Source organism: Amycolatopsis sp. NBC_00348, assembly GCF_036114655.1.
Lineage (GTDB): Bacteria > Actinomycetota > Actinomycetes > Mycobacteriales > Pseudonocardiaceae > Amycolatopsis.
Genome location: NZ_CP107994.1, coordinates 7,636,399 through 7,660,166, shown reverse-complemented (window position 1 = coordinate 7,660,166; position 23,768 = coordinate 7,636,399). Strand labels below are relative to the sequence as shown.

The window sequence follows — 23,768 nt, the reverse complement described above, 5'->3', positions numbered from 1 at the left end:
ACTTTTGTTGTAGCGCGTCAGTGTTCGCCCGGAAGTGCGAACAGGCCGTCGCGGGTCTGCTCCAGCAGGCCGTCGACCAGCAGGGAGTCCAGGCATCGATCACGCTGGCCGTCGTCGTGCCAGACCAGGTCCAGCTTCGCTTTTTCGACCGGCCCGTCGGTGCCGCGCAGGACGTCGAGCAGTCGCCCGCGGACCTGCCGGTCGGTGCCGGCGAACTTCTGCACCGGCTTGGCCGGGCCCGCGTACTCGGGCCGGCCGGCGTGCTGCCACGCGCACTCGTCGTACACCGGGCAGTCCGCGCAGCGCGGGGCGCGCGCGGTGCAGATCAGCGCGCCGAGTTCCATGATCGCCGCCGAAAACCGGGCCGCCGGCGCGTCGTCGGCCGGCAGCAGTGCCTCGACGTCGGCCATGTCGCGGGTGTTCGACGCGGGCCCGGCGTCGCCGGCGCCGTGCACCGCCCGCGCGACGACCCGCCGCACGTTGGTGTCCACGACCGGCGCACGCTGCCCGTAGGCGAACGCGGCGACGGCCCGCGCGGTGTAGGCGCCGATCCCCGGCAGCGCGAGCAGGGTGTCCACATCGGACGGGACGACGTCGCCGTGCTCGGCCGCGATCACGCCCGCCGCCTGGTGCAGCCGCAGCGCGCGGCGCGGGTAACCGAGCTTGCCCCAGGCCCGCACGACCTCGCCCTGGGACGACGCGGCCAGCGCCGATGGCACCGGCCAGCGCGCCAGCCACTCGTGCCAGATCGGCTCGACGCGCGCGACCGGCGTCTGCTGCAGCATGATTTCGCTGACCAGGACGCCCCAGGCCGAGCACTCGGGCTCGCGCCAGGGCAGGTCCCGGCCGTGCGCGGAGAACCAGTCGAGCAGTACGTCAGCGTCCACAGCCACGCCGGGAGGCTACTTCGCGTGCTTCGGCAGCTCGCGAGCGACCTCGTCCGGCGACGGCATGGCGGCGATCTCCGCGGCGATCGCGCGCGCCGCGTCACGGCGGGACGGCAGCTTCCGCGCCTGTTCGGTGACGGCGTCCGCGCTCAGTTCGTCCGGGGAGGAGGCGCAGCGCCGCACCCACGGTGACTAACGCTTCCGCGTTGGCGAACTGGTCGGCGCCCTGGGGCAGGACCAGCTGCGGGACGCCCTCGGCGAGCGCGCCGAGCGTGGTGCCGCTGCCGCCGTGGTGCACCACCAGGTCGGCGTGCGCCACCACGTCGGCCTGTGGCACCCAGGCCCGGACCGTGACGTCGGCTGGCAGTTCGCCGAGGTCCTCCGGACGTACCCGGCCGGCGGCGACGACCACGTGCGCGTCCAGGCGGGCCAGGCCCCGGATCGCCGTGGTGAGCACCTCGGCGGTGCCGAACGCGGTGCCGAGCGTCAGGTAGATCAGCGGCCGCGGCGGCCGCTCGAAGGGGCCGGGTTCGAACCCGATCCCGTCCGGGAACATGCGGCCGAACCCGTGCCAGAGGGCGGGCATCCCGGCGCGTCGCGCGGCGACGGCCGCCTCGGGCACGCCCCAGCCGTGCACCACGAGATCCGGTCGCAGCCGCGTCAGCTCCGGTTCGAGGTCTTCGGCGTAGATCTCGTAGAACGAATCCGCCGGCCGGAAGGGCCGGAGCCCGTTCCGGACCAGCGGCGCGTGCACGTTCTCACCGGCCGCGAAGTGCACCTCGTGCCCGGCCTCCCGCGCCGCGGCGGCGAGCTACTCGACCTCGGAAAGCCGCCCGGTCTTGACGTCGTAGACGAAGCCGCGGACGTTGTCGGTGTGCGGCAGGAAGTCGCTGCGGCGCACGCGCTCCACCGACGTCCGGACGCTGTTCTCGACGTTGCGGAACGCTTCGACCGCCCAGGTCGGGCGCAGTCCGGTGTCGCTCTCGAGCTCGTCCTTGAAGTCGTCTTCGGTGACCATCGAGAGGCCGCACTCGGTGTGCTGCACGATCAGGACCTCGCGGGTGCCGAGCTTGCGCTGCGACAGGGCCAGCGACCGGATCATGTCGTCGGTCACCACGCCACCGGCGTTGCGCAGGACGTGCGATTCGCCCTGGAGCAGGCCGAAGAGCTCGAACACCCGGATGCGGGCGTCCATGCAGGTCAGGACGGCCACCTGGAGCGACGGCTTCGGCGACGAACGGTCGCCGGGCGTGACTTCGCCGAGTTCTTGGTTCCGCTTGAGCAGTACGTCGATCGAGGTCATCGGTCACCTTCCGGCCAGTGGCCCCGCGGCGCGGGCGTACCCCACCTATTGGACCGGCCGGTGCTCGATCGGGCAACGGGATACGAGCAAAGTCACGGCGAAAGCCGGTGCTCAGCCCCCGAACCAGGGCTCCTCGACAGTCCGCGGCGGCGCCGACGTCCGGCCGATGCGCAGCTCGGTCGGCAGCGTGATCACCTTCGGCGCGCTCCGCTCGCCCGAGCTGAGCAGCAGCCGTCCGGCCGCCTTGCCCTTCTCGAGCACCGGCTGGTGCACGGTGGTGAGCCCGATCCGCTCGGCTTCGGCGATGCCGTCGAAACCGGTGACGGTGAGATCCTGCGGCACGCGCAGCCCGCGGCGTTCGGCCTCGGCCATGGCGCCGAGCGCGAGGATGTCGGAGGTGCAGATCACGGCCGTGATCTGCGGGTACGCGTCGAGCAGCTGCCGGGCGGCCGACGCGCCGTCGTCCACCGTGTGGTCGAACCGCTCGACCACCGGGACGCCCGCCCAGTCGACGCCGGCGCCGGAGAAGGCCACGGCGAGCGCTTCGAGCCGGGTGCGCTGGACGTGGAAGTGCGCGCCGCTCTGGCGCGCCGGGGAGACGAAGTCGTCGTTGCGCTCGCGGGCCAGCCGCATGCAGATGACGCCGACCTGCCGGTGGCCGAGGCCGACGAGGTGCTCGGCGATCTTGCCGACCGCCGCCGCGTCGTCCGGGCCGACGCGGTCGATCCCCTCGATGCTCGGCTGGTCGATGATCACCGTGGGCACCGGCCGCTCCAGCACGGCGGCCAGGTGCGGGTCGTCGTCCGGCACGGAGTAGACGACGAAGCCGTCGACACCCGCGCGGTGCACCGCGGCGACGTCCTCCCGGCCCGGGCTGGCCGGCACCAGGTGGAGGCCGACGCTGGCGTCTTCGCAGGCCAGGGCCAGTCCTTCGAGCACGCCGACGGCGGCGGGGTCGCGGAAGGCGTAGGAGAGGTTTTCGGTGAGCAGCAGCCCGACGGCGCCGGCCCTGCGGGTGCGCAGCGAGCGGGCGACGGGGTCGGGGCCGGGGTAACCGAGGCGCCGCGCGGTCTCGAGGACCCGGCGGCGCAGTTCCGGGGACAACTGGTCCGGCCGATTGTAGGCGTTGGACACCGTGGTCCTGGACACACCGAGCTCCGCCGCGAGCGACGCCAGTGTCGCCTGCCTCCGGGTGCGAATAGGACGTCCCATCAGCAAACCGTAACGGTTCAGATCGTTTTCCTGAAGAGACACCCCGCGTGGTCGATGTCTCGATCCGTATGCACGTCGGCGCATACACCAGCCACGATCGGATTGCCAGGGTGTCATCCGGATGGGGTAAAGTGAATCTGACAACGGTTTCCATTAGCAGTCGTGCATCTCTCGCAGGAGTCCCCGATGAGTTCCCGCCGCACCAGGAGCGCGCTCGCCGCCGCTTCGGCCCTGTCCCTCTTCGCGCTCGCCGCGTGCTCCGGCGGCGGGTCGTCCGGCGCCGACGGCGGCGGCCAGTCCGGCGGTGACGGCCGGATCGAGGTCGTCGCCTCGACAGACGTCTGGGGCAGCGTGGCCAGTGCTGTCGGCGGCGACAAGGTCGAGGTCAAGTCGGTCATCCACGACCCGTCGGCCGACCCGCACTCCTACGAGACGACGGCCGAAGACGCGCTGGCGGCCAAGGACGCGCAGCTGCTGCTGTCCAACGGCGGCGGCTACGACGAGTTCTTCGGCAAGCTCACCGACCAGGCGGGCGACGCGAAGAAGCTCGTCGCCTACGACATCGCCGCGACCGGCGACGAGAACGAGCACGTCTGGTACGACCTGCCGGGCGTCGACAAGGTGGCCGACCAGGTCGCCGCGCAGCTCGGCGAGCTGCAGCCGGCGTCGAAGCAGCTCTTCACCGACAACGCGACCGCGTTCAAGGCGAAGGTCGACGCGCTGGAGAAGCGCCTCGGCGAGCTGGGCGCGGCGCACCCGGGTGTGAAGGTCGTCGTCACCGAGCCGGTCGCGCACTACCTGCTCCGGAGCGCGAAGCTGACGGACGCGACGCCCAAGGCGTTTTCGGACGCGGTGGAGAACGACACGGACGTCCCGGCGGGCGCGGTCAGCGAGTACAAGCAGCTCATCGCCACCAAGCAGGTCAAGGCGCTGATCAACAACGCCCAGACGGTGACGCCGCTGACCCAGGACGTCGTCGGCCAGGCGAAGGCCGCCGGGGTCGGCGTCGTGGACGTGACCGAAACGCTGCCCCAGGGTGTGACGGACTACATTGGCTGGATGACCGGGGAAGTCGATGCACTCGCGAAAGCGTTGAGCTGAGCATGTCCCCCGTCTCCGATGACGTACGCCCCGCGGTCCGGGTCCGCGGCGCGGGTCTCGCGTTCGGTCCCCGGACGCTCTGGTCGGGCCTCGACCTCGTCGTCGAGCCCGGGGAGTTCCTCGCGGTGCTCGGCCCGAACGGTTCCGGCAAGAGCAGCCTGCTCAAAGCGTTGCTCGGCATGCAGGGCCTGTCCGCGGGCACGGTCGAGATCGCCGGCGGCCGCCCGGGCGGCGCGAACCGCAAGGTCGGCTACATCCCGCAGCAGCGCGCGATCGACGAGTCGCTCACGCTGCGCGGCGTCGACCTGGTCGGGCTGGGCCTCGACGGCCACCGCTGGGGCCCGGGCCTGTTCGGCATGGCCGCCCGCCGCCGTCGGGTCGCCGAAGCCATCGAAGCGGTGGGCGCGACGCGGTACGCGAAGCAGCCCGTCGGCCGGCTGTCCGGCGGCGAGCAGCAGCGGCTGCGGGTCGCGCAGGCCCTGGTCGGCGACCCCGAGGTGCTGCTCTGCGACGAGCCGCTGCTGTCACTGGACCTGGCGCACCAGCGCGCGATCAGCGAGCTGATCGACGAGCGGCGCAGCACGTCCGGCACCGCGGTGCTGTTCGTGACGCACGAGATCAACCCGGTGCTGCCCTTCGTCGACCGGGTGTTGTACCTGGTCAACGGCTCTTTCCGGATCGGCAAGCCGGACGAGGTGATGAACACCGAGACGCTGTCGCAGCTGTACGGCGCGCGGGTCGAGGTGCTCGAGGTCGGCGGCCAGATCCACATCGCGGGCTCGCAGAGCTCGCTGTGCGAGGAAGAGCCGCACCACCACGAACACGACGTCGAAGAACAAGTGGGCTGAGTCTTGGATCTGTTCGACTTCGGCAAGACCTGGGAGCTGATCACCGAGCTCGAAGGCGTCCAGACGGCGTTGCTGGCGGCCGCGATCCTCGGGCTGGTGGCCGGGGTGCTGGGCCCGCTGATCGTGATGCGCCGCATGTCGTTCGCCGTGCACGGCACGTCCGAGCTGGCCTTCACCGGCGGCGCGGCGGCGCTGCTGCTGGGCATCGGCGTCGAGTACGGCGCGTTGATCGGCGCGGTCGTCGCGGCCCTGCTGCTGGGCATCCTGGGCGCGCGGGACGCCGACCGCGACTCGGTGATCGGCGTGATCCTCTCGTTCGGTCTCGGCATGGGCGTGCTGTTCCTGTCGTTCTACAAAGGACGGTCGGGCAACAAGTTCGGCATCCTGACCGGCCAGATCATCACCATCGACTCGACGAACCTGACGTTGTTCGTGGTGTCGTCGGTGGTGGTGCTGGCCGTGCTGGCACTGGTTTACCGGCCGCTGCTGTTCGCGTCGGTCGACCGCAACGTGGCGATCGCGCGCGGCGTCCCGGTGAAGACGCTGACGGTGGTGTTCGCGCTGCTGGTGGGCATCTCAACGGCGCTGAGCGTGAAGGTCGTCGGCTCGCTGCTGGTGGTGGCCCTGATGGTGACACCGGCCGCGGCGGCGGCGCGCGTGACGGCGTCCCCCTGGAAGGCGACGGTGCTGGCGATCGTGTTCGCCGAAGTGTCGGCGCTGGGCGGGATCGTGCTGTCGCTGGCCCCGGGCCTGCCGGTGAGCGCGTTCGTCACGGCGATCTCGTTCTTGATCTACGTGGTCTGCCGCCTGATCGCCTGGCGGCGCGACCGCCGGACGCGGGTGCGCGCGGTGACCTCGGCGGCCGAGCTGACCCCGGTGGCCTAACCCAGCATCAGCAGGACCTGCAGCTCCCCGACCAGGAACCCGATCACCCCGCCGACCGCGATCAGCTTCCACTCGTCCTGGCGGAACGCCGGGCGCAGCAGGCCCTCGAACTCCAGCGGCGTCAGCGCCAGCATCCGCTGCTCGATCATCTTCGCGACGTCCATCGCCTCGGTCAGGTAGCCCTCGGCGTAGCGCGCCGTGTCCGGCAGCTGCTCCAGCGCCTTCGTCGCGGCCGCGTGCTTCATCTCGCGCAGCCGGGGGCCGCCCACCGTCAGCGTCAGCACCGAGGCCGACATCTGTGTGTCGACCGCCGACGAGACCATTTGCTCCACCATCGCGGCCAAGCGGTCCGCGCGCGGACCGCGCAGGACGGCGTCCAGCAGGTTCTGGACGGTGAGGACCTCGGTCGCGATCAGCTCGCCGTACTGCCGGGCGACCTCGGCGCGGCGGCGCTGGAACTTGCCCTGGAAGATCACCCGGCCGACGCGGACCGGCTCGCGGGGGACGAAGATCAGCTTGATCGCCAGCCAGTCCGTGCACAGCCCGATCACGCCGCCGAACACCGGCAGCACCCACGGCTCGCGCGTGAACGCCCACACGATCGTCTGCACCAGGCCCAGCCCGAAGCCGAAGTAGATGCCCATCCGGGCGATGAACGCCATCTCCGGCCGGGACGTCTCGCGGATCAGCCGCACCAGCAGCGCCTTGTCGCGGGTGAGCCGCTGGACCGTCATGTGCTGGACGTCGAGCACCTCGTCGAGGTTCTCGCGGACGTCGTCGAGGAACTCCCGCACCAGCCGCGGCGCCGACGCCTGGACCTGCTTGATCAGCATCTCCTGCGCGAGCGTCGGCATGACCTCCCACAGCCGCGGGTGGTGCTCGGCGAGCACCTCGCGCGCGATGTGGTCGACCGCGCGCAGCAGCGGCTGCTCCAGCTCGCTCGTGATGATCACGGGGTCGATCCGGCCGAAGACCTCTTTCAGGTCGAGCAGGTTCGCCGTCAGCAGCTCGGTCGCGACGGCCGCCATCCGGCCGCCGTGCTTCGGGACGACGCCCTGCCAGCCGAGCAGCGGCGGGACGCCGAGGAACTCCAGCGGCCGGAACATCATCTCGATCGCGACGCGCTTGGTGACGTACCCGATCAGCGCGGCGATGAACGGCATCGCCGCGTACAGCGGCCAATGCAGCGCGAGGTCGGCCAGGACAGCGTCCATCCGACCTCCCTCGCCGTGCCGAGAACGAAACCGTACCGGCTAGCCGAGCAACGCGAGCACCTGCAGTTCGCCGACGAGACCGCCGATCACCGCGCCCACCGCGATCAGCTTCCACTCGTCCTGGCGGAACGCCGGCCGCAGCAGCTGCTCGAACTCCAGCGCGCTCAGCTTCCGCATCCGGTCCACGATCGTGTTGCGGACGTCGAGCGCGTTGACCGCGTAGTTCTCGGCGTACCGGATCGTCTCCGGGACGCGCTCCGCGGCTTTCGTCGCCGCTGTCTGCTTCATCTCCTGGAACCGCCTGGTGCCGACGGCGATGGCGACGAACGGCTTGACGACGCTCGCCTGCGCGTCGATCGTCTTCTGCACCTCACGCGTGATCATCGCGAAGAGCCTGTCCGACTTCGGCCCGCGCAGCACGGCTTCGAGCAGGTTCGGGATCGTGATGATCTCGCGCGCGATCATGTCGCCGTAGTCGGCGGCCACGACGTCGCGGCGCTTCTGGAACACGCCCTGCCAGGTGTAGAGCCCGAAGAACCGGCGCGGCTCGCGCGGCAGGAAGATCATCTTCAGCGCCAGCCAGTCGGTGAGCCAGCCGATGCCGATGCCGAACAGCGGCAGCACGATCGGCGACTTCGTCAGCGCCCAGACGACGAGCTGCACGCAGCCGAGGATGAACCCGAAGCCGATCCCGGAGCGGGCGATGAACCGCATCTCCGGGCGCGAGATGTCGCGGATCAGCCGGTTCAGCAACGCCTTGTCGCGCACCAGGTTCGTCACGACCATGTGCTTGAGGTCGAGGACGTCCTCGATGTTGTCGGCGATCTCCCGCATGATCTTGGTGATCGCCTTCGGCGCTTCGGCCTGCACGCGCTTGAGCAGCACCTGCTGCGCGGTGTTCGGCAGGACCTCCCACAGCCGCGGCTGGTAGGTCTCCATGACGTCGCGGGTGACGTCCTCGACGACCCGCAGCAGCGGCTGCTCGATCTCCTTCGCCACCTGCTCCGGGTCGAGCCGGGAGAAGATCTCCTTCGGGTCGACGAGGTTCGTCGTCAGCATCTCGGTGGCGGTCGTGGCCATGCGCTCCGCGTTCGCCGGCAGCACGCCCTGCCAGCCGAGGAACGGTCTGACGCCGGTGAACTCGAGCGGCCGGAACATCATCTCGATGGCGACGCGCTTGGTGACGTACCCGATCAGCGCCGCGATGAACGGCATGGTGACGTACACCTGCCAGTGCGTGCCGAAGTCCACGTCCGCACGCTAGCGGCCCGGTGTCAGTGGAGCAGGAGCAGGACCTGCAGTTCACCGACGAGCCCGCCGATGACCGCGCCGACCGCGATGAGCTTCCATTCGTCCTGCTTGAAGGCCGGACGCAGGATCCCTTCGAACTCGATCGGCGTCAGCTGCCGCATCTTTTCGACGATCGTGTTGCGGACGTCGAGGGCGCCGGTGGCGTAGCTCTCGACGTGTTTCACCGTTTCGGGGAGGTAGGCGATGGCCTTCTCGGCGGCCGCGCGTTTCATCTCCTGGTACTGCTTGCCGCCCATGGTCAGCGCGACCAGTGGTTTGGCGATGCTCGCCTGGGCGTCGATCGTGCGTTGCACCTCGCGGGTGATGAGCGCGAACAGCCTGTCCGCGCGCGGGCCGGTGAGCACGGCCTCCATCACGTTCCGCACGGTCAGCACCTCGTCGGCGATCAGCGCGCCGTAGTCGGCGGCGACCTCCTGACGGCGTTTCTGGAACATGCCCTGCCAGCGGAAGAAGCCGAAGCCGCGGGGCTCGCGCGGGTAGAAGATCATCTTGAGGGCGAGCCAGTCCGTGACAAAGCCCGTGACGAAACCGAAGATCGGCATGATCAGCGGCTCCTTCGTCAGCGCCCAGGCGACGAACTGGACGAGCCCGATGACGAACCCGAACCAGACGCCGGACCGCGCGATGAACTTGAACTCGGGCGCGGCGACCTCGCGGATCAGCCGGCAGGTGAGCGACTTGTCGCGGACCATGGCGCCGATGAGCATGTCGTTGACGTCGAGGACGTCGTCGATGTTGGTCGAGACCTCGCGCAGGAGCCGCTTGACGACGTCCGGCGCCTGCGCGCGCACCTGGTCGACGAGCAGCCGCTGCGCCCGCGACGGCAGCATCTCCCACAGCCGCGGCTGGTAGGTCTCCATGACCTCCCGCGTGACGTCTTCGACGGCCTTGAGCAGCGGCGTTTCGAGCTCTTTGAGCATTTCCTCCGGATCGAGCCTGGCGAAGATCTCCTGCGGGTCGACGAGGTTGCGCGTCAGCAGATCGACGGCGGTGGTGGCCATCCGCCGCGAGTTGGCCGGGATGACGCCCTGCCAGCCGAGGAACGGCTTGATCCCGGTGAACTCGAGGGGCCGGAACATCATCTCGATGGCGACGCGCTTGGTGACGTAACCGATCAACGCCGCGATGAACGGCATCGTGAGGTACACGTGCCAGTGAGCGCCGATGTCCGCGAGGATCGCCGATGTGTCCAAAGTGGCCTCCCCGCGGCAACCGCTGGTCAACGGAGGTCAGAATGCCATGGGTGACCGGGGGTTCCCAAATTCGTGATGCATCCGTTTGGCGGTACGTCCGGAAGGCCCCTTGCTTACTAAGGTGGCGCGATGGTCGCGCCTGAGAAGCCCCAATCCGCCCCGAAGACCGCCCAGTTCGCCGTGGGCCTCCGCGGCTACAACCAGCGTCAGGTCGACGAACGCATCGCCGAGCTGACCAAGGAGTTCCGCGAGACCGCCCGCAACCGCGACGACGCCGTCGCGACGTCGTCCGATCTCACGAAGGCTCTCGCGTACGCGCAGAAGGAGCTGGCCGAGACGAAGGCCGCCCTCGCGCGGATGAGCTCCAGCCCGTCCGGCGCCGGCGCGATGGCCGAGCGCGTCCGCACGATGATGCAGCTTGCCGAGGAGGAGATCGCCGACCTGCGCTCCGCCGCGGACGCCGACGCGGCCTCGACGCGCGACCAGGCGGACAAGTACGCGCACGAGACCCACCGCACGGCCGACAAGCTGGCGAAGGACGCGGAAGAAGAGCGCGCGCGCCTGCTGAAGGACGCGAAGATCGAGATCGACAAGCTGACCGCGGCGGCGGGCGCCAAGCGGGTGGAGCTGGCGGCGGCGGCCGAGCGGACCCGCAAGGAGGCCGACGCGAAGGCCGAGGCCGCGGCGGCCGCGAAGCGCGCTGACGCGGACCGGGTGGCGTCCGAGGAGCTGGCGAAGAAGAAGCAGGCCTTCGAGCAGGAGGTCGCGCGCAAGAAGCAGGAGACGGAGGCGGCGCTGGCGCAGGCCCGCGACCGCCAGGCGGAGGCGGACCGGAACCGGAAGCTGGCACTGGACCTGCGGACGAAGGTCGCGGAGCGGATCGCGGCGACGGACGTGGCGGTACGCGAGGCGATGAAGCTGCTGGCCCCGGCGGAGGACGCCCCGGCTGCGGCGTCGACTCCGGCGTCGGCTTCGGCTCAGACCCCGGCTTCGGCTCAGGCTCCGGCGAACGGTGACCGCAAGCCGGCTCCGGCGCCTGCCCCCGCCTCGACGCCCGCTGCCAAGCCCCAGGCCCAGGCTGCTCCGGCGCCCGCTGCCAAGGCTCCGGCTCCCGCGCCGGCCGCGAAGGCGTAGTTATCCACATCGGCTCCGGTTGTCCACAGATTTCCGGAGACCCCGTTTTTGCAGGTCAGACCCGATAGACTGGACAGGGGACGCCCCCCAGGGAGTGGTGGGGGCTGCGTGTGGGCCAGAGTGGTGGGCGTGAGCTCACGAGACGGGACCCGCGCATGATCCTCGAGACCGAGCGGGCCGCCGTCTGCGCTTATGCCCGGCGGATGGTCGGTGACGGCCTCGTCGTCGGGACCTCGGGGAACGTCTCCGTGCGCGCCGGGAACCTCGTCGCCGTCACGCCCACCGGCGTCGCCTACTCCGCGATGACCCCCGCCGACATCCCCGTGGTCGATCTCGGCGGGGAGGTCATCGACGGCGAGCTGCAGCCGACCAGTGAGCTGCCGATGCACCTGTCCGTCTACTGGGACGCGCGCGATCCCGACGGCGAGCCGGTGACCGCCGTCGTGCACACGCACTCGCCGCACGCCACCGCCGTGTCGACGCTCGTGCGGGAGGTGCCGCCGATCCACTACATCGTCGCCACCATCGGCCCTTCCGTGCGCGTCGCGCGCTACGCCACCTACGGCACGCCCGAGCTCGCCTCCGCCGTTCTGGAAGCACTCGAAGGGCGCCGTGGCTGCCTGATGGCCAACCACGGCACCCTCACCTTCGGCGATGGCCTCGAAGCCGCCTACCACCGCGCGCAGCAGCTCGAGTGGGCGTGCCGCGTGTGGCTGCTCGCGCAGAGCGCCGGCCGGCCGAGCCTGCTGCCGCCGCCCGAGGTGGCGAACGTCGTCGACCGGTTGCGGGGCTACGGCCAGCGTTAGGACGCCAGCGCGTCGACCGCGTGCACCGCGTCCAGCAGCTCCACGACCGTCGGGTCGTCGACCGCTTCCTTGATGCACTGCCACAGCTGGAGGTTCGCCATCGCCCAGCGCGAGTACGTCGCCGCCGCTTCGGGGTTGTAGAAGTAGTACCCCTCGTCGTGGACGTCGCACTGCTCGCCGACGATCTTGTCCGCCAGTTCCCGCAGGCTCAGGCCGTTCTCGCGCAGGTAGCGGTGCGCGAGCACCACCGGCGTCACCGGCAGCGCCTTGAACAGCGTGTCCGCGTCGCTCAAGGCCTGCGCCTCCAGCGAAATGTCGCGGCCGCGGGTGGCCATCTCGGCTTCGTCGACGATTTCGTCGATCCAGCTCGCCACGCCGTCGGCGACGCCGCACTCCGCGAGGATCTCCCCGCGGAGGCCGCTGCCGGCGGCGGCCGGCGAGTTGCGGAGCACCAGGTAGTTGACGTCGTGCACCAGCGCGGCCACCTCCACCACGGTGCGGTCGGCTCCGTTGTGCTGGGCGAAGCCGGCCGCCTTCGCGCGGACGAAGCTGACGTGGTGCCAGCCGTGGAACGGCAGCCGCTCGGCGTACTGCCGGCACAGCCGGCGAACCCGGTTTTCGACGGCGTCGAGAGTCACGTTGTCGATCGTGCTTTCCTGCGTACGCATACACCTCTCCGATCCCGGCCGTGGTATTCAGACGGGTGGAGTAATGGTAAGCGTCGCTGACGCCGGTGTGTAGCTAGATGCGGTCCGCCAATTCCCCCAATCGGACCTCGACCGGAACGTGACGATGGCCGATTCCGCTGGTCGGATCGTAGGAAAGGCTGAACGTGCTCACCGGACGTGATTTCACGAGGAAGGTCATCGTGCCGGGGGCCGCTTCGGGAATCCGGTGGTATTCGTCGGCCAGCATGGTGGCGCAGGCCCCGGCCTGGCACAACGTCCGGCGACGCAGGTGCGCGGAGTCGATCAAGCCGGTGCCGGGATTGTGGGTCGTCTCGTACCTTTCGTGGAGGTAGCTGCCCCGGAGGATGGTGGTGCAGAAGTGGTACCTGTGGTTGTGCACGGAATCCGCGTACCCCTCCCGCCAGTCCTGCTGCGGCTTGTATTCGTGCAGCCAGAAGGAAAACGGGTCGGTCGGCGAATCGAGCAGGCACCACGCGAAATGGGTCGTGGTTTCCCGGGACGAGCGCAGCAGTTTCGCGGCCTGCGCGGCGGACAGTGAGCGGAGCTGCGAGCGCAGCTCCTCCCGCAGCTCGGGGTGGTCGGCCCACGACCGGAACCAGGTCTCGACCGTGCGCCAGTCGACGGCGAGCGGGAACCCGGCCGTGCGCAGGCGCGTGGCCAGTTCGGTGAGCGGGGACAGGCGGGTGAGCAAGGTCAGCTCCCTAGCTCGGCGACTTCGGAGAACTCCGTGCGGAAGGCGTGGAACTTGCTTTCCAGCTCACGGAACTGCTCCTCGGACAACGGGGATCCGGTGATCTTTTCGAACAGCGCCAGGAAATCCGCCCGCGTCGTCGCGGACGTGATGCGGAAGTGGCGGCCGGTCCGGGACTGCGAGACGCGCACGAACTCGGCGCGCTCCATGTTGTAGAGGAAGGAACCCTCGGTGAACCGCAGGGACCGCGGGTACAGCTTCGTGGCGCCGCGCACGTCGCTGTAGAGCGACATCCACACGCTGTCGTCGAACATCTCGAGCCGGTCCAGCGGCGGGTCGGCTATCACGGTGATGTCGACCTGCGCGCAGCGGCTGCGCGCCAGGAAGAGGCCCACCAGCCCGATCCGGATCTCTTCGTCGAGCCGGGTCTGGATCTGTTCGTAGTCGACGTCGCCCGCCTCGCGGCGGAGCAGGTAGCGGGCACGCCCGCTGATCGAGCTCGCGTCACGCGGATCGGCGATCACGGCCCGCAGTTCGCGTTCCGTGCGGGAAAGCAACAGGCGGGCGGCGGCGTGCCGCCCGGAGAAGCCGCGGAAGAAGTACTGCCGGGTCGCGTCGAGGTCGGCCATCAGCGCGCGGTTGAACGCGGGGTCGGGATCGGTCGTCGCCTCGAACACGTCGGTGGGGAAGAACTCCTTGTTCAGCGCGCGGTATTCGGCGCTGAGGTCCTCCAGCGCGCGCCTGCTCTCTTCGATCACCGGGGTCACCAGCGCCCGCTGCGAGGCGCTGGCGGTGATCAAGCTGGTGCCGAACCCCACGATCGCGGAGATCAGGGTGCCGGTGCCCAGCGACGTCACCAGGTTCTTCCCGGTGCCGGGTTCCATCAAGCCGGCCAGCCACAGGCTGAGACCGGCGACCACCACGAGTACCGTGAGCAGCAGGCTCGTCCTGGTCCAGAAGATCTCCTGCAGTGGGGTACGGCGGAGGCGTCCGCCTTCCGCGGCCACGTGCTTCACCTCCCTCGAATCACCCGAACAGACGAATGCGTAAAGTGTCGGTTCGAGTGCGGGGAGTCACTTTACGCGCGTCTCGGGGACCGCGAAATAAGAGATTCGGGGGACAGGCGGAGGCCTCGGACGTCACTCTCGGCAATAATTCACCGAATTGCCGGGTTTTCGGAAAATACCGCTAAACCTGGGGTTCCAGGGTGGCCGGCAGGCCGGTTTCGTACCAGCCGGCCCCCGGTGCGACCGTCATCAGGAAGTCCACGACCGCCGGCGCGGGCGCGGGGTGGATCTCCGGGTGGTCGCGTTCACCGCGCGCGGGATCGACGGGCCAGGCGAGCCGTTCGACGTCGAGGGAGAACTCCCCGCCGGCCCCCGTGCGGATGCCGCGGGCGTCGAGGCGTGACCACTTGCCGTGCAGGTACACCGCGTTCAGACCGTGCAGCGCGGACAGCTCCTGGTAGCAGAAACCGGCCGGGATCCCTTGCGCCCGAAGCAAAGCGGCCAGCAGGTGTGCCTTGGCGTAGCAGATCCCGACGCGTTCGCGCAGCACGTCCGACGCCCGCCAGGTGACCCGCGGATCGGCGGCGTCGACGACGTGGTCGACCTCGTCGCGCACGAACCGGAACGCGGCTTCGGCGTACCCGGCCGGGCTGTCCGTCAGGGGTCTGAGCGCGCCGGCTCGGTCCCGGATCGACGGGTGGCCGTGATCGATGACGGCGTCGGCCGCGAGGTAGTCGCTCAGCCGAACGGACGTGGGCGACGGCACGAAACTCATCCGGCCATCGTGCCAGGCTCGGCCATTCGGGCGAGACCTGTTTTCGGTACCGGACACGCTCCGCGTTCCCCGGTTACGGAAGGTAAAACTCGGGCGGGAAGCCCGTCCAGCGCAGTGCGGGCGGGAGATGACCTTGGTCGTTGTACGCCAGCAGTGCGGCGGGCCGCCCCGGCACGTAGCGGATGACGGTCAGCGCCGCGTTGCCGTGGTTGAGGGCGAGCCACCGCCACGGCGGTGCGTCCTGCGACGCGCGCACGAGCCAGGAGATGAGGTAGTTGTGCGTGACGACGAGGTCGAACCGCGCCTCGTTCCCGGGAACGGGCCCGGTGAACCGTCGTTCGGCCTCGGCGGCGAGCTCCTCGTCGGCGGGCGGCAGCTGCCGGGTGAAGGCGAGCAGCCGGTCGGCGGACGTCTCGGGCAGTTCCTCGCGCTTCGGCAGGTAGGGCACGAAGTCGCCGGCCGCTTCTTCGACGTGGAGCGGAACGCCGGGCAGCTGGTCCCCGATGATCGCCGCGGTGAGCGCGGCCCGCCGGAGCGGCCCGTGGTGGATGGCGGCGACGGGCAGCTCGCGCAACCGCCGTCCGAGCAGAACCGCCTGCTGCTGCCCGGCTTCGGTGAGCCCGGCCTCGTCGGGCGTCGCTTCGCCGTGCCGGGTGAGGAGGAGGTAGCGCGCAGCCAGCACGTGGTTCACCCGAGGGGCACGAGCGAGCCCTGGGGGCCCTGGCGCGGCACGAACTGGGCGAGCAGCCGCAGCGGCGCGGAGTGGGCGGACAGGACGATCGAGGCGAACGGCGTGATCGTGTGCTCGTGGCCGCTGTTCGTGTGCAGGTGGACGCTGACGTGCACGTTGCGGTCGGCGGGGATCTCGAAGGTCACCGAGCCCCAGGAGACCACGTACTGCCTTCCGTCGACGCTGGCGATCGGGGCGTAGGCGCGGACGGTGTGGCCCAGGTGGGGGATTTCCAGGGTGAGCAGCCGTCTTGGGCCGGTGTGGTGGTCCACGTAGGGGATCACGCCTGGGATGTTGTCCAGGTCGGTCATCCCGGTGCCCCCTTCCTCGCGGCCTTCGATCATGCTGCCACGGTCGTTGGTTCTCTGCCGTGGCTCCACCGACCCGAACGCCGGATCGTCCAACGGCGGCTGCTTATCGGTTCGATGGGGGCGGGCTGGTCTTGGTTCCTTCTTGCGCCTTAGAACTGGTAGTACAAGAACGGGCTGAATGTGCCCGTTGCTATCAAGATGGCCGCGTAGATCAAGCCCACCGTCATCACGCCGATGCGTAGCGCTGTTGCCGGGCGGCTTCTGGACGACTCCAGTAGGGGGCCCGTTACCGGGTGAGCCGGTAGTGCGAATACCGCCAAGGCCGCCAGTAGCAGGACCAGGCGTTGGTTGGTGAACGCCTGTTCCACTCCTGCGCCCAAGCCGTCGAAGTCGGGGATCAGCATGTGGCCGATCATCGCCAAGGCGTGGCCGATGTCCTGTGAGCGGAAGAAGACCCAGCCGAATACCACCAGGAGCATCGTCAAGGCCCTGCGTAGGTAGCGCTGGCGGGGGTTTGCGGGGTTCAGGTCCAGGCCGAAGCGGCGCTCTATCACCAGCAGTGCTCCGTGGTAGCAGCCCCACACCAGGAACGTCCACTGCGCGCCGTGCCAGAAGCCTGTCAGGACGAACACCACGCAGAGGTTGCGGTAGGTCTTGCCCGCTCCGTGACGGTTGCCGCCCAGGGGGATGTAGACGTAGTCGCGGAACCAGCGGGACAGGCTCATGTGCCAGCGGCGCCAGAACTCCGTGATCGTCACCGATGAGTACGGCCTGGCGAAGTTCTCCGGCAGGCGGAAGCCCAGCATGCGGCCCAGGCCGATCGCCATGTCCGAATAGCCCGAGAAGTCGAAGAACAGCTGCAACGTGTAGCCGATCGCGCCCAGCCACGCCGTCGCGAACGTCATCTGGTCCGGTGGCACCTTGAAACACGCCTCGACCAGCGGGCTCAGGGAGTCCGCGATGATCGTCTTCTTGCACAGGCCCAGCGCGAACCGGGGGAAGCCCGCCGCGATGTCGTCCAGGCGGTGCGAACGCAGCTGGGGCAGCTGGTCGGCGATCTCGCGGTAGCGGACGATCGGGCCGGCCACCAGCTGCGGGAACATCGCGATGTACGCGGCGAACGACACCGGGTTGCGCAGCGCCGGCCGCTCGCCGCGGTAGATGTCGACCACGTACGAGATGTGATGGAACGTGTAGAACGAGATGCCGATCGGCACCACCAGGCTCGCGACCGGCAGGCTGCCGCCGAACCAGTGCGAGACGGCGGCGATCTGCTGCGTCGCGAACCCGGCGTACTTCCAGATCAGCAGGACGCCGACGTCGAGCGAGACGACGGCGATGAGGATCCGCCGCCGCCGGACGCCCTGGACGTCCCACGGGCTCGCCTCCAGCAGCGGCCCGGCCATGAAGTTGACGACCATGCAGCCGAGCAGCAGGAACACGAACGGCCCGGCGCCGATCGTGTAGAACAGCAGGCTGCCGACCGCGATGATGCCGTTGCGCCAGGTCCGCGGGCACACCAGGACGGCGATGAGCACCGCCGGCATGAAGTACCACAGGAACAGTGGCGAAACGAATGACATCGGTGGTCAGGTCCCCTCGGTTTATCCGATGGTGACCTTAACCCGAGTGGGTGGTTCCTCGTCGTGAAGGTGGGTCGTGGAGGCGGGGCTCAGATCCGTCCGGCGAGACGACGGCGCCGCGCCACCTCGGCCAGCAGCACACCGGCCGCCACCGACGCGTTCAACGACTCCACGCCCGCCGCCATCGGGATCGACACGGTCGCGTCGCACGTCTCGCGCACCAAGCGCGACAGGCCGCGGCCCTCCGAGCCCAGCACGATGACCAGCGGGTCCGCCGCCAGCTCCAGCCCGTCGATCTCGACCGAGCCGTCCGCGTCCAAGCCGACCAGCATCAGGCCCTCGTTGGCCCACGACTTCAGCTGGCGCGTGAGGTTGGTCGCGACCGCGATCGGCAGCTTCGCCGCCGTGCCCGCGCTCGTGCGCCACGCCACCGCCGTCATGCCCGCGCTGCGCCGCTCCGGGAGCAGCACGCCGTGGGCGCCGAACGCGGCCGCCGAGCGGATCACCGCGCCGAGGTTGCGCGGGTCGGTGACGCCGTCGAGCGCGACGAACAGGGGCACCTCGCCCGAGTTGCGCGCCGCCGCCATCAGGTCGTCCGGGTGGGCGTACTCGAACGGCGGGACCTGCAGGCCGAGGCCCTGGTGCACGGCCCGGTTCGTCTTGCGGTCCAGTTCCTCGCGCGGGATCTCCAGGATCGAGATGCCCTTGTCGCCGGCCAGCCGGACGGCGTCGTTCACGCGGTCGTCGATCTCGATGTTGATCGCGACGTACAGCGCGGTCGCCGGGACGTCCGCGCGCAGCGCCTCGACCACCGGGTTGCGCCCGGCGATCAGTTCCGGCTTGTCGGCCTTCTTCTGCCGCGCCTGGTCGCGCTTGGTCTGGGCGTTGTTCTGGCGGTAGGCCTTGTGCCCGGGACGGTCCTCCGCCTTCGGGGTCGGGCCCTTGCCTTCGAGGGCCTTGCGGCGTTGTCCGCCGGAACCGACGACGGCACCCTTCTTGGTGCCCGTCTTGCGGATGGCGCCCTGGCGCCGGGAGTTGCCTGCCATGCTGAAAAGTCCTTGCGGTTATGGAGAACGGCTCAGTCGGACTTGACTGTCCACTGTGGACCGTTAGGGGTGTCCTCCACCACGATGCCCGCCTGCTGGAGGCGGTCACGGGCGGCGTCCGCGCGGGCGAAGTCCTTCTCGGCCCGGGCCTGCTGGCGCTCGGCCAGCAGATCCTTGACGAGGAAGTCCAGCGCCTCTTTGGTGGGCGTTTCGGAACCGCCCGCCTCGGACCAGCGCGCGGACAGCGGGTCGAGGCCGAGCACGTCGGTCATCGCGCGCACGGCGGCGGCGAGTTCGAGTGCCTTGGAGGTGTCGCCCGCGTCGAGGGCGGCGTTACCGTCCCGCACCGTGGTGTGGACCACGGCGAACGCCTGCGGGGTGGCCAGATCGTCGTCCATCGCGGCGGCGAACCCGGCCGGGATCGTGCCGATCCCCACCTCGCCGGAAGAAGTGGCGCGACGCAGGAACGTCTCGATCCGCCGGTAGCCCTGCGCGGCTTCCGAGACCGCGCCGTCGGAGTACTCGATCTTGGACCGGTAGTGCGGCTGCATCAGGTAGTAGCGCAGCTCGGCCGCCCGGTAGCGCTCCAGCATCGCGGGGATCGTCACGGTGTTGCCCAGCGACTTCGACATCTTCTCGCCGGACATGGTCACCCAGTCGTTGTGCAGCCAATAGCGGGCGAACGGGTCGCCGGCGGCGTTCGACTGCGCGCGCTCGTTTTCGTGGTGCGGGAAGACCAGGTCGCGCCCGCCGCCGTGGATGTCGAACTCCGCGCCGAGGTAGGCCGTGGCCATCGCCGAGCACTCGAGGTGCCAGCCCGGCCGGCCGTCGCCCCACGGCGTCGGCCACGACGGCTCGCCCGGCTTCGCGGACTTCCACAGCGTGAAGTCGTGCGGGTCCCGCTTGCCGCGGGCCGGCGTCTCGCCCTGCTGGACGTCGTCGAGGACCTGGCCGGACAGCTTGCCGTAGTCGTCGAACGACTTCACCGAGAAGTAGACGTCGCCGTCCACGGCGTAGGCGTGCCCCTGGTCGATCAGCCGCTGCATCAGCTCGACCATCTGGGTGACGTGCCCGGTCGCGCGCGGGTTGATCGACGGCGGGAGGCAGCCGAGCTGCTCGTAGGCCTGCTCGAAGGCGCGCTCGTGCGTCGCCGCCCATTCCCACCAGGGGCGATCCGCGGCCGCGGCCTTGGCCAGGATCTTGTCGTCGATGTCCGTGACGTTGCGGACCAGCAGCACGTCCAGTCCACTGTGGACGAGCCAGCGGCGCAGGACGTCGTAGTTCAGGGCGCCGCGGATGTGCCCGATGTGCGGCACGCCCTGCACGGTGGCACCACACACGTAGATCGACGCCGTTCCGCTACGGGCGGGCTGGAACTCCCGCACGCTCCGGGTCGCTGTGTCGAAAAGGTGTAGGGCCACCCTGAAAGGGTACGGGGTGGGCGTGAGCGAGGTCGCAGGCGCCTAGGCGCTGTTCTGCGAGTCAAGCTCGCGGTCTTCGCGCCCAGGCGGCCCCTGGCGGCACGGGCGGCTCACCCGAGTACGACCCGGTACGAGGGTGATCCGCCCGCACCGCCAGGAACCACCTGGATCACGAAGCCCATCGAGCAGACTCGCAGAACAGCGCCTAGCTGGGCTCCTGCCCGACGCCGAACGCGCTCAGCGCCGTGAGCAGGGCGTCCGGCCGCTGCGCCGTCGGCAGCGGGTCGACCAGCGCGAACTCGCAGCCGAGCGCGCGGGCCCCGCCGTCGGCCTCTTCGCTGTCGCCGACCATCAGGGTCTCGGTGGCCGGGACGCCGAGCGCCTGCACGGCCCGGCGGAAGATCTCCAGCTCCGGCTTGATCGCCCCGACCTCGAAGGACAGGACGAACTCGTCGACGTAGGCGTCCCAGCCGCGGGCGGTGAACGCGGGCCGGATGTCGAAGGCGATGTTGCTCAGGACGCCGACCTTGAGCCCCTGCTCGGACGCCGCCTTGAGCGCGGCCTCGGTGTCCGGGTAGGGCGTCCACTGACTGGGATCGATCAGCCGGTCGTACAGCGCGACGGCCTGCTCGGGCCGCGGGACGCCGGACTTCTTGAGGACCTCCAGGTACACCTTCCGGTGCAGCACCGGGTCGCGGTCGCGGTGGTGCCAGGCGTGCTGGTGGTCGGCGTCCAGCTCGACGACCTGGCCGACCGGCGCCGTCATCCGGCGCATCAGCTCGGCCTGGGCCTCGATGTCGAGCGGCGTGCCCACGTGGTCGGTCAGTTCGGTGAGCCAGGTCTCGTCCTGCTCGAGCCGGAAAAGCGTGCCGGAGTAGTCGAACAACACCGCCCTGATCGTCATGGGTTCAGCCTAACGGGATCGTCAGGCCGAATGCCCTGTGATGTGTTCGGGAACAACGCGGACGAGCACCCGCACGACGTCGGCCGGCTCGGGCGGGAAGGCCTCGCCGATGTACTTGTGGGCCAGATCGTCGTTCAGCTCGGGGCCGCCCTCGACGGTGACCTCGGCCCGCCCGCGGATCTCGACGTAGTTCTCCGGATCGGCCAAGTCGAAGACGGAGAGCGAGACGCGGGGGTCGCGGCGGATGTTGCGTTCCTTCCGCCGGCCCTGGACGGTCACGAAGACCACGGTGTCGCCGTCGCGGCGGGCCCAGACGACCGAGCTCTGCGGCGAGCCGTCGGCGTTGGTGGTGGCGACGACGGGGTAGTTCTTCCCGTCGAGGAGCGCCTTGGTCGCGTCGTTGAATGTCACACCCATGGTCCGGACCCTATTTGACGTTGCCCGCGATCTTCTCGACGTGCAGGCGGACGATCACCCGTTCGACGTCGCCACCCTCCGCGGGCGGGTCCTCGCCGAGGTACTTGTGGCTCAGTGTCTTCGGCAGCGTCTTGCCCGGGTCGGGGGTGAGCGTCACCGTGCCGCGCAGCTGCGTGTGCCGGTAGGGGTTGCCGGCGTCGGTGATCGACACGCCGACGCGGGGATCGCGCCGCAGGTTGCGGACCTTCCGGCGGTCTTCGGTGGCGCTGAACACGAGGTCACCGCCGTCGAGGCCGATCCAGACGACGGAGGTCTGCGGGCTGCCGTCGGGGTCGAGCGTGGCGACGGTGGCGAAGTTCTTGCCGTCGACGAGCGCGCGGACGGCGTCGGGGAGAGTGAGGGCCATGTCACGCCGAACGTGCTCGGGCGGCGAGGCTATTCCGCTGCGCGGGCCGGCTGCGAGGCCGCGGCCATTCGGAGCGATCCTGCCGAGCAAGGCAGGCCCCCGCCGGAAAGCACCCCCCACCCTCTCCGGGGGACCGGCCCCGCTTCCAGCGTATCGGGACCCTCCGACGAAAAGCGGGAAACGTCACAGGCGGGGCCTTGTTGTCCACATCTCGGTCTGGCTGTGGATAACCCAGGCGGCGAGGCTATTCCGCCGTCAGCAGCAGTGCCGTGGCGAAGGCCGCGATGCCTTCGCCGCGGCCGGTGAGGCCCAAGCCGTCGGATGTGGTGCCCGAGACGCTCACCGGGCCGCCGACGGCCTCCGAGAGCACCTTCTGCGCTTCGTCGCGCCGCTTGCCCACCCGGGGGGCGTTGCCGACGATCTGGACCGTCGCGTTCGCGACGCGCCAGCCCTCGGCCTCGATCAGGCCGCGGACCTCGGCGAGCATGTCGGCGCCGTGCGCGCCGTCCATCCGGGGGTCGCCGGTGCCGAACACCGCGCCGAGGTCGCCCAGGCCGGCTGCGGACAGCAGCGCGTCGCACAGGGCGTGCGCCGCGACGTCGCCGTCCGAGTGGCCCGCGCAGCCGTCGACGCCCGGCCAGCTCAGCCCGGCGATCCAGCACTCGCGGCCCGCCTCGATCGGGTGGACGTCCACCCCGTTGCCGATCCTCACAGCGTCTCCTCCGTGCTCGGTGCCGCCGCGATCGCCTCGGCCAGGGAAAGTTCGAAGTCGGTGGTGACGCGCATCGCGTCCGGGTGCCCCGGCACGGTCGCCGCGCCCTCGGGGACGGCCGCGTCGAGGTCCGCCGCGCGGAAGGCGTCGAGGGTGTAGCCGACCGGGGTCTGGGCGGTGCGCAGCCGCGTGCGGTCCTCGGTGCCGACGATCAGCTCGGCCGCGTCGGTCACCTTCACCGTGTCGGCCATCGGGAGCACCGGGACGACGACGGGATTCGCGTCACCGACCGCGGCGATCACGTCACGCACCGTTTGCGCAGGAATGAAGGCCCGCAAGGCGTCGTGGAGGAGTAGAACGGAGTCACGGGAAAGTTCGGGCTCGACGACGGCGAAGGCCTGCCGGAGCGAACCGGGGACGACCCGGCACGAGAGATCCTCGAGGACCTGTGAATAGACTTGCGCACACCGCTGGGGGGCCGCGACGAGAACCAGATCGATCTCCGGTACTGCCAGCAGCCCCCGCACGGTGTGCGTGAGTAGCGCTTCACCACGGACCGGCGTGAGAGCGAGCTCTCCGTCGGAGGCGTGGTGTGCGACGGTCACGATCACGGCGACGTTCATCGGTTCGCGATCGTAGAGGCACCTGCTCGCCCGTCGAGCAGGAAGGCCTGGGGTGTCAGACCGCCGCGGTTTCCAGAACTTCGTCGAGGAGGACTTCAGCCTTGTCCTCGTCGGTGCCCTCCGCGAGCGCGAGCTCGCTGACCAGAATTTGCCGCGCCTTCGCCAGCATGCGCTTCTCGCCGGCTGAAAGTCCGCGGTCCTTCTCTCGTCGCCAGAGGTCGCGCACCACTTCGGCCACCTTGTTCACATCGCCGGAGGCGAGCTTCTCGAGGTTGGCCTTGTACCGACGAGACCAGTTCGTGGGCTCTTCGGTGTGCGGAGCACGCAGTACGTCGAAAACCTTGTCCAGTCCTTCTTGCCCGACGACATCACGCACACCGACGATCTCGGCGTTGTCAGCGGGCACGCGAACCGTAAGATCCCCTTGCGCGACTTTGAGGACGAGGTACTTCTTCTCCTCGCCCTTGATCACGCGGGTCTCGATGGCTTCGATGAGTGCGGCACCGTGGTGCGGGTAGACGACGGTCTCTCCGACCTTGAAAACCATGTGTCCTCTGCC

26 protein-coding genes and 1 pseudogene are annotated in these 23,768 nt (G+C 69.8%); 5 read left to right on the top strand and 22 right to left on the bottom strand.

The genetic code is table 11. The annotated features are described in order from the left end of the window. Positions 1–17 precede the first annotated feature (17 nt). The 4 genes and pseudogenes from OHS58_RS33655 to OHS58_RS33640 all read right to left on the bottom strand — a co-directional run bounded on the left by OHS58_RS33655 (position 18) and on the right by OHS58_RS33640 (position 3,402). Positions 18–893, bottom strand: a complete 876-nt coding sequence (locus OHS58_RS33655) for an A/G-specific adenine glycosylase (RefSeq protein ID WP_326944905.1) — start codon at positions 891–893, stop codon at positions 18–20. Positions 894–902: 9 nt separating this feature from the next. Beyond that, positions 903–1,698 (bottom strand): annotated as a pseudogene (locus tag OHS58_RS33650) (glycosyltransferase); the annotation flags it as partial. After that, complete coding sequence (locus tag OHS58_RS33645) at positions 1,699–2,190, bottom strand: beta-class carbonic anhydrase (protein ID WP_247058771.1); 492 nt, start codon at positions 2,188–2,190, stop codon at positions 1,699–1,701. Positions 2,191–2,301: 111 nt separating this feature from the next. Beyond that, complete coding sequence (locus OHS58_RS33640) at positions 2,302–3,402, bottom strand: LacI family DNA-binding transcriptional regulator (protein ID WP_247058770.1); 1,101 nt, start codon at positions 3,400–3,402, stop codon at positions 2,302–2,304. A 186-nt stretch (positions 3,403–3,588) separates the two neighbouring features. Here OHS58_RS33640 and OHS58_RS33635 point away from each other — a divergent pair, with 186 nt between their 5' ends. The 3 genes from OHS58_RS33635 to OHS58_RS33625 are packed head-to-tail and all read left to right on the top strand — an operon-like array spanning position 3,589 to position 6,236. Then, positions 3,589–4,503 carry a metal ABC transporter solute-binding protein, Zn/Mn family gene (locus OHS58_RS33635; RefSeq protein WP_328645164.1) on the top strand — a complete coding sequence of 305 codons (915 nt, stop codon included), beginning with the start codon at positions 3,589–3,591 and terminating at the stop codon, positions 4,501–4,503. A gap of 2 nt (positions 4,504–4,505) precedes the next feature. Beyond that, positions 4,506–5,351, top strand: coding sequence for a metal ABC transporter ATP-binding protein (locus OHS58_RS33630; protein WP_326944902.1), 846 nt, complete (start codon positions 4,506–4,508; stop codon positions 5,349–5,351). A 3-nt stretch (positions 5,352–5,354) separates the two neighbouring features. After that, positions 5,355–6,236 carry a metal ABC transporter permease gene (locus tag OHS58_RS33625; RefSeq protein ID WP_247058767.1) on the top strand — a complete coding sequence of 294 codons (882 nt, stop codon included), beginning with the start codon at positions 5,355–5,357 and terminating at the stop codon, positions 6,234–6,236. On the opposite strand, the gene OHS58_RS33620 is transcribed toward OHS58_RS33625, so the two are convergent. Genes OHS58_RS33620 through OHS58_RS33610 form a run of 3 tightly spaced genes read right to left on the bottom strand, consistent with a single transcriptional unit; the run spans position 6,233 to position 9,954 of the window. After that, the gene (locus tag OHS58_RS33620; protein WP_326944901.1) at positions 6,233–7,450 is read right to left on the bottom strand and encodes a DUF445 domain-containing protein; all 1,218 of its coding nucleotides are present in this window, start codon (positions 7,448–7,450) and stop codon (positions 6,233–6,235) included. The genes OHS58_RS33625 and OHS58_RS33620 overlap by 4 nt on opposite strands. Positions 7,451–7,489: 39 nt before the next feature. Continuing rightward, positions 7,490–8,665: a DUF445 domain-containing protein gene (locus OHS58_RS33615; protein WP_326960032.1), complete on the bottom strand. Its 1,176-nt coding sequence runs from the start codon at positions 8,663–8,665 to the stop codon at positions 7,490–7,492. A gap of 59 nt (positions 8,666–8,724) precedes the next feature. Next, complete coding sequence (locus tag OHS58_RS33610; RefSeq protein WP_328645163.1) at positions 8,725–9,954, bottom strand: DUF445 family protein; 1,230 nt, start codon at positions 9,952–9,954, stop codon at positions 8,725–8,727. A 129-nt stretch (positions 9,955–10,083) separates the two neighbouring features. On the opposite strand from OHS58_RS33610, the gene OHS58_RS33605 reads away from it, so the two are divergent. Beyond that, positions 10,084–11,088, top strand: coding sequence for a hypothetical protein (locus tag OHS58_RS33605; RefSeq protein WP_328645162.1), 1,005 nt, complete (start codon positions 10,084–10,086; stop codon positions 11,086–11,088). Between the two features lie 155 nt (positions 11,089–11,243). Further along, positions 11,244–11,894, top strand: coding sequence for a class II aldolase/adducin family protein (locus OHS58_RS33600; RefSeq protein WP_328645161.1), 651 nt, complete (start codon positions 11,244–11,246; stop codon positions 11,892–11,894). Here OHS58_RS33600 and OHS58_RS33595 read toward each other — a convergent pair. From OHS58_RS33595 to OHS58_RS33525, 15 genes are all read right to left on the bottom strand, one after another. Further along, on the bottom strand, positions 11,891–12,562 hold the full coding sequence (locus OHS58_RS33595; RefSeq protein ID WP_326944897.1) for an HD family phosphohydrolase: 672 nt from the start codon (positions 12,560–12,562) through the stop codon (positions 11,891–11,893). The genes OHS58_RS33600 and OHS58_RS33595 overlap by 4 nt on opposite strands. Before the next feature lie 73 nt (positions 12,563–12,635). Then, complete coding sequence (locus OHS58_RS33590; RefSeq protein WP_328645160.1) at positions 12,636–13,274, bottom strand: hypothetical protein; 639 nt, start codon at positions 13,272–13,274, stop codon at positions 12,636–12,638. Positions 13,275–13,276: 2 nt separating this feature from the next. After that, entirely contained in the window at positions 13,277–14,290 is a 1,014-nt protein-coding gene (locus OHS58_RS33585) for a hypothetical protein (protein WP_326944895.1), read from the bottom strand. A 172-nt stretch (positions 14,291–14,462) separates the two neighbouring features. Continuing rightward, entirely contained in the window at positions 14,463–15,056 is a 594-nt protein-coding gene (locus OHS58_RS33580; RefSeq protein WP_328645159.1) for a transglutaminase domain-containing protein, read from the bottom strand. Positions 15,057–15,129: 73 nt separating this feature from the next. After that, complete coding sequence (locus OHS58_RS33575) at positions 15,130–15,738, bottom strand: histidine phosphatase family protein (protein WP_326956979.1); 609 nt, start codon at positions 15,736–15,738, stop codon at positions 15,130–15,132. Positions 15,739–15,743: 5 nt separating this feature from the next. Next, the gene (locus OHS58_RS33570) at positions 15,744–16,130 is read right to left on the bottom strand and encodes a hypothetical protein (RefSeq protein WP_328645158.1); all 387 of its coding nucleotides are present in this window, start codon (positions 16,128–16,130) and stop codon (positions 15,744–15,746) included. A gap of 116 nt (positions 16,131–16,246) precedes the next feature. Continuing rightward, positions 16,247–17,680, bottom strand: coding sequence for an MBOAT family O-acyltransferase (locus OHS58_RS33565; protein WP_326944891.1), 1,434 nt, complete (start codon positions 17,678–17,680; stop codon positions 16,247–16,249). A gap of 89 nt (positions 17,681–17,769) precedes the next feature. Next, positions 17,770–18,726 (bottom strand): 23S rRNA (guanosine(2251)-2'-O)-methyltransferase RlmB, encoded by a 957-nt coding sequence (gene rlmB, locus OHS58_RS33560; RefSeq protein ID WP_247058755.1) that lies wholly within the window; start codon positions 18,724–18,726, stop codon positions 17,770–17,772. A 32-nt stretch (positions 18,727–18,758) separates the two neighbouring features. Beyond that, positions 18,759–20,147, bottom strand: a complete 1,389-nt coding sequence (cysS, locus tag OHS58_RS33555) for a cysteine--tRNA ligase (RefSeq protein ID WP_328645157.1) — start codon at positions 20,145–20,147, stop codon at positions 18,759–18,761. A gap of 205 nt (positions 20,148–20,352) precedes the next feature. Continuing rightward, positions 20,353–21,051: an HAD family hydrolase gene (locus tag OHS58_RS33550; protein ID WP_326944889.1), complete on the bottom strand. Its 699-nt coding sequence runs from the start codon at positions 21,049–21,051 to the stop codon at positions 20,353–20,355. Positions 21,052–21,072: 21 nt separating this feature from the next. Next, positions 21,073–21,468, bottom strand: a complete 396-nt coding sequence (locus OHS58_RS33545; protein WP_328645156.1) for a PPOX class F420-dependent oxidoreductase — start codon at positions 21,466–21,468, stop codon at positions 21,073–21,075. A 10-nt stretch (positions 21,469–21,478) separates the two neighbouring features. Then, positions 21,479–21,874, bottom strand: a complete 396-nt coding sequence (locus OHS58_RS33540) for a PPOX class F420-dependent oxidoreductase (RefSeq protein WP_328645155.1) — start codon at positions 21,872–21,874, stop codon at positions 21,479–21,481. Positions 21,875–22,118: 244 nt separating this feature from the next. Then, positions 22,119–22,586, bottom strand: a complete 468-nt coding sequence (gene ispF, locus OHS58_RS33535) for a 2-C-methyl-D-erythritol 2,4-cyclodiphosphate synthase (protein WP_247058750.1) — start codon at positions 22,584–22,586, stop codon at positions 22,119–22,121. Next, positions 22,583–23,209 carry an IspD/TarI family cytidylyltransferase gene (locus OHS58_RS33530; protein ID WP_328645154.1) on the bottom strand — a complete coding sequence of 209 codons (627 nt, stop codon included), beginning with the start codon at positions 23,207–23,209 and terminating at the stop codon, positions 22,583–22,585. The genes ispF and OHS58_RS33530 overlap by 4 nt, the downstream gene beginning before the upstream one ends. 55 nt (positions 23,210–23,264) lie before the next feature. Next, on the bottom strand, positions 23,265–23,756 hold the full coding sequence (locus OHS58_RS33525; protein WP_005165253.1) for a CarD family transcriptional regulator: 492 nt from the start codon (positions 23,754–23,756) through the stop codon (positions 23,265–23,267). Between the last annotated feature and the right edge of the window lie 12 nt (positions 23,757–23,768).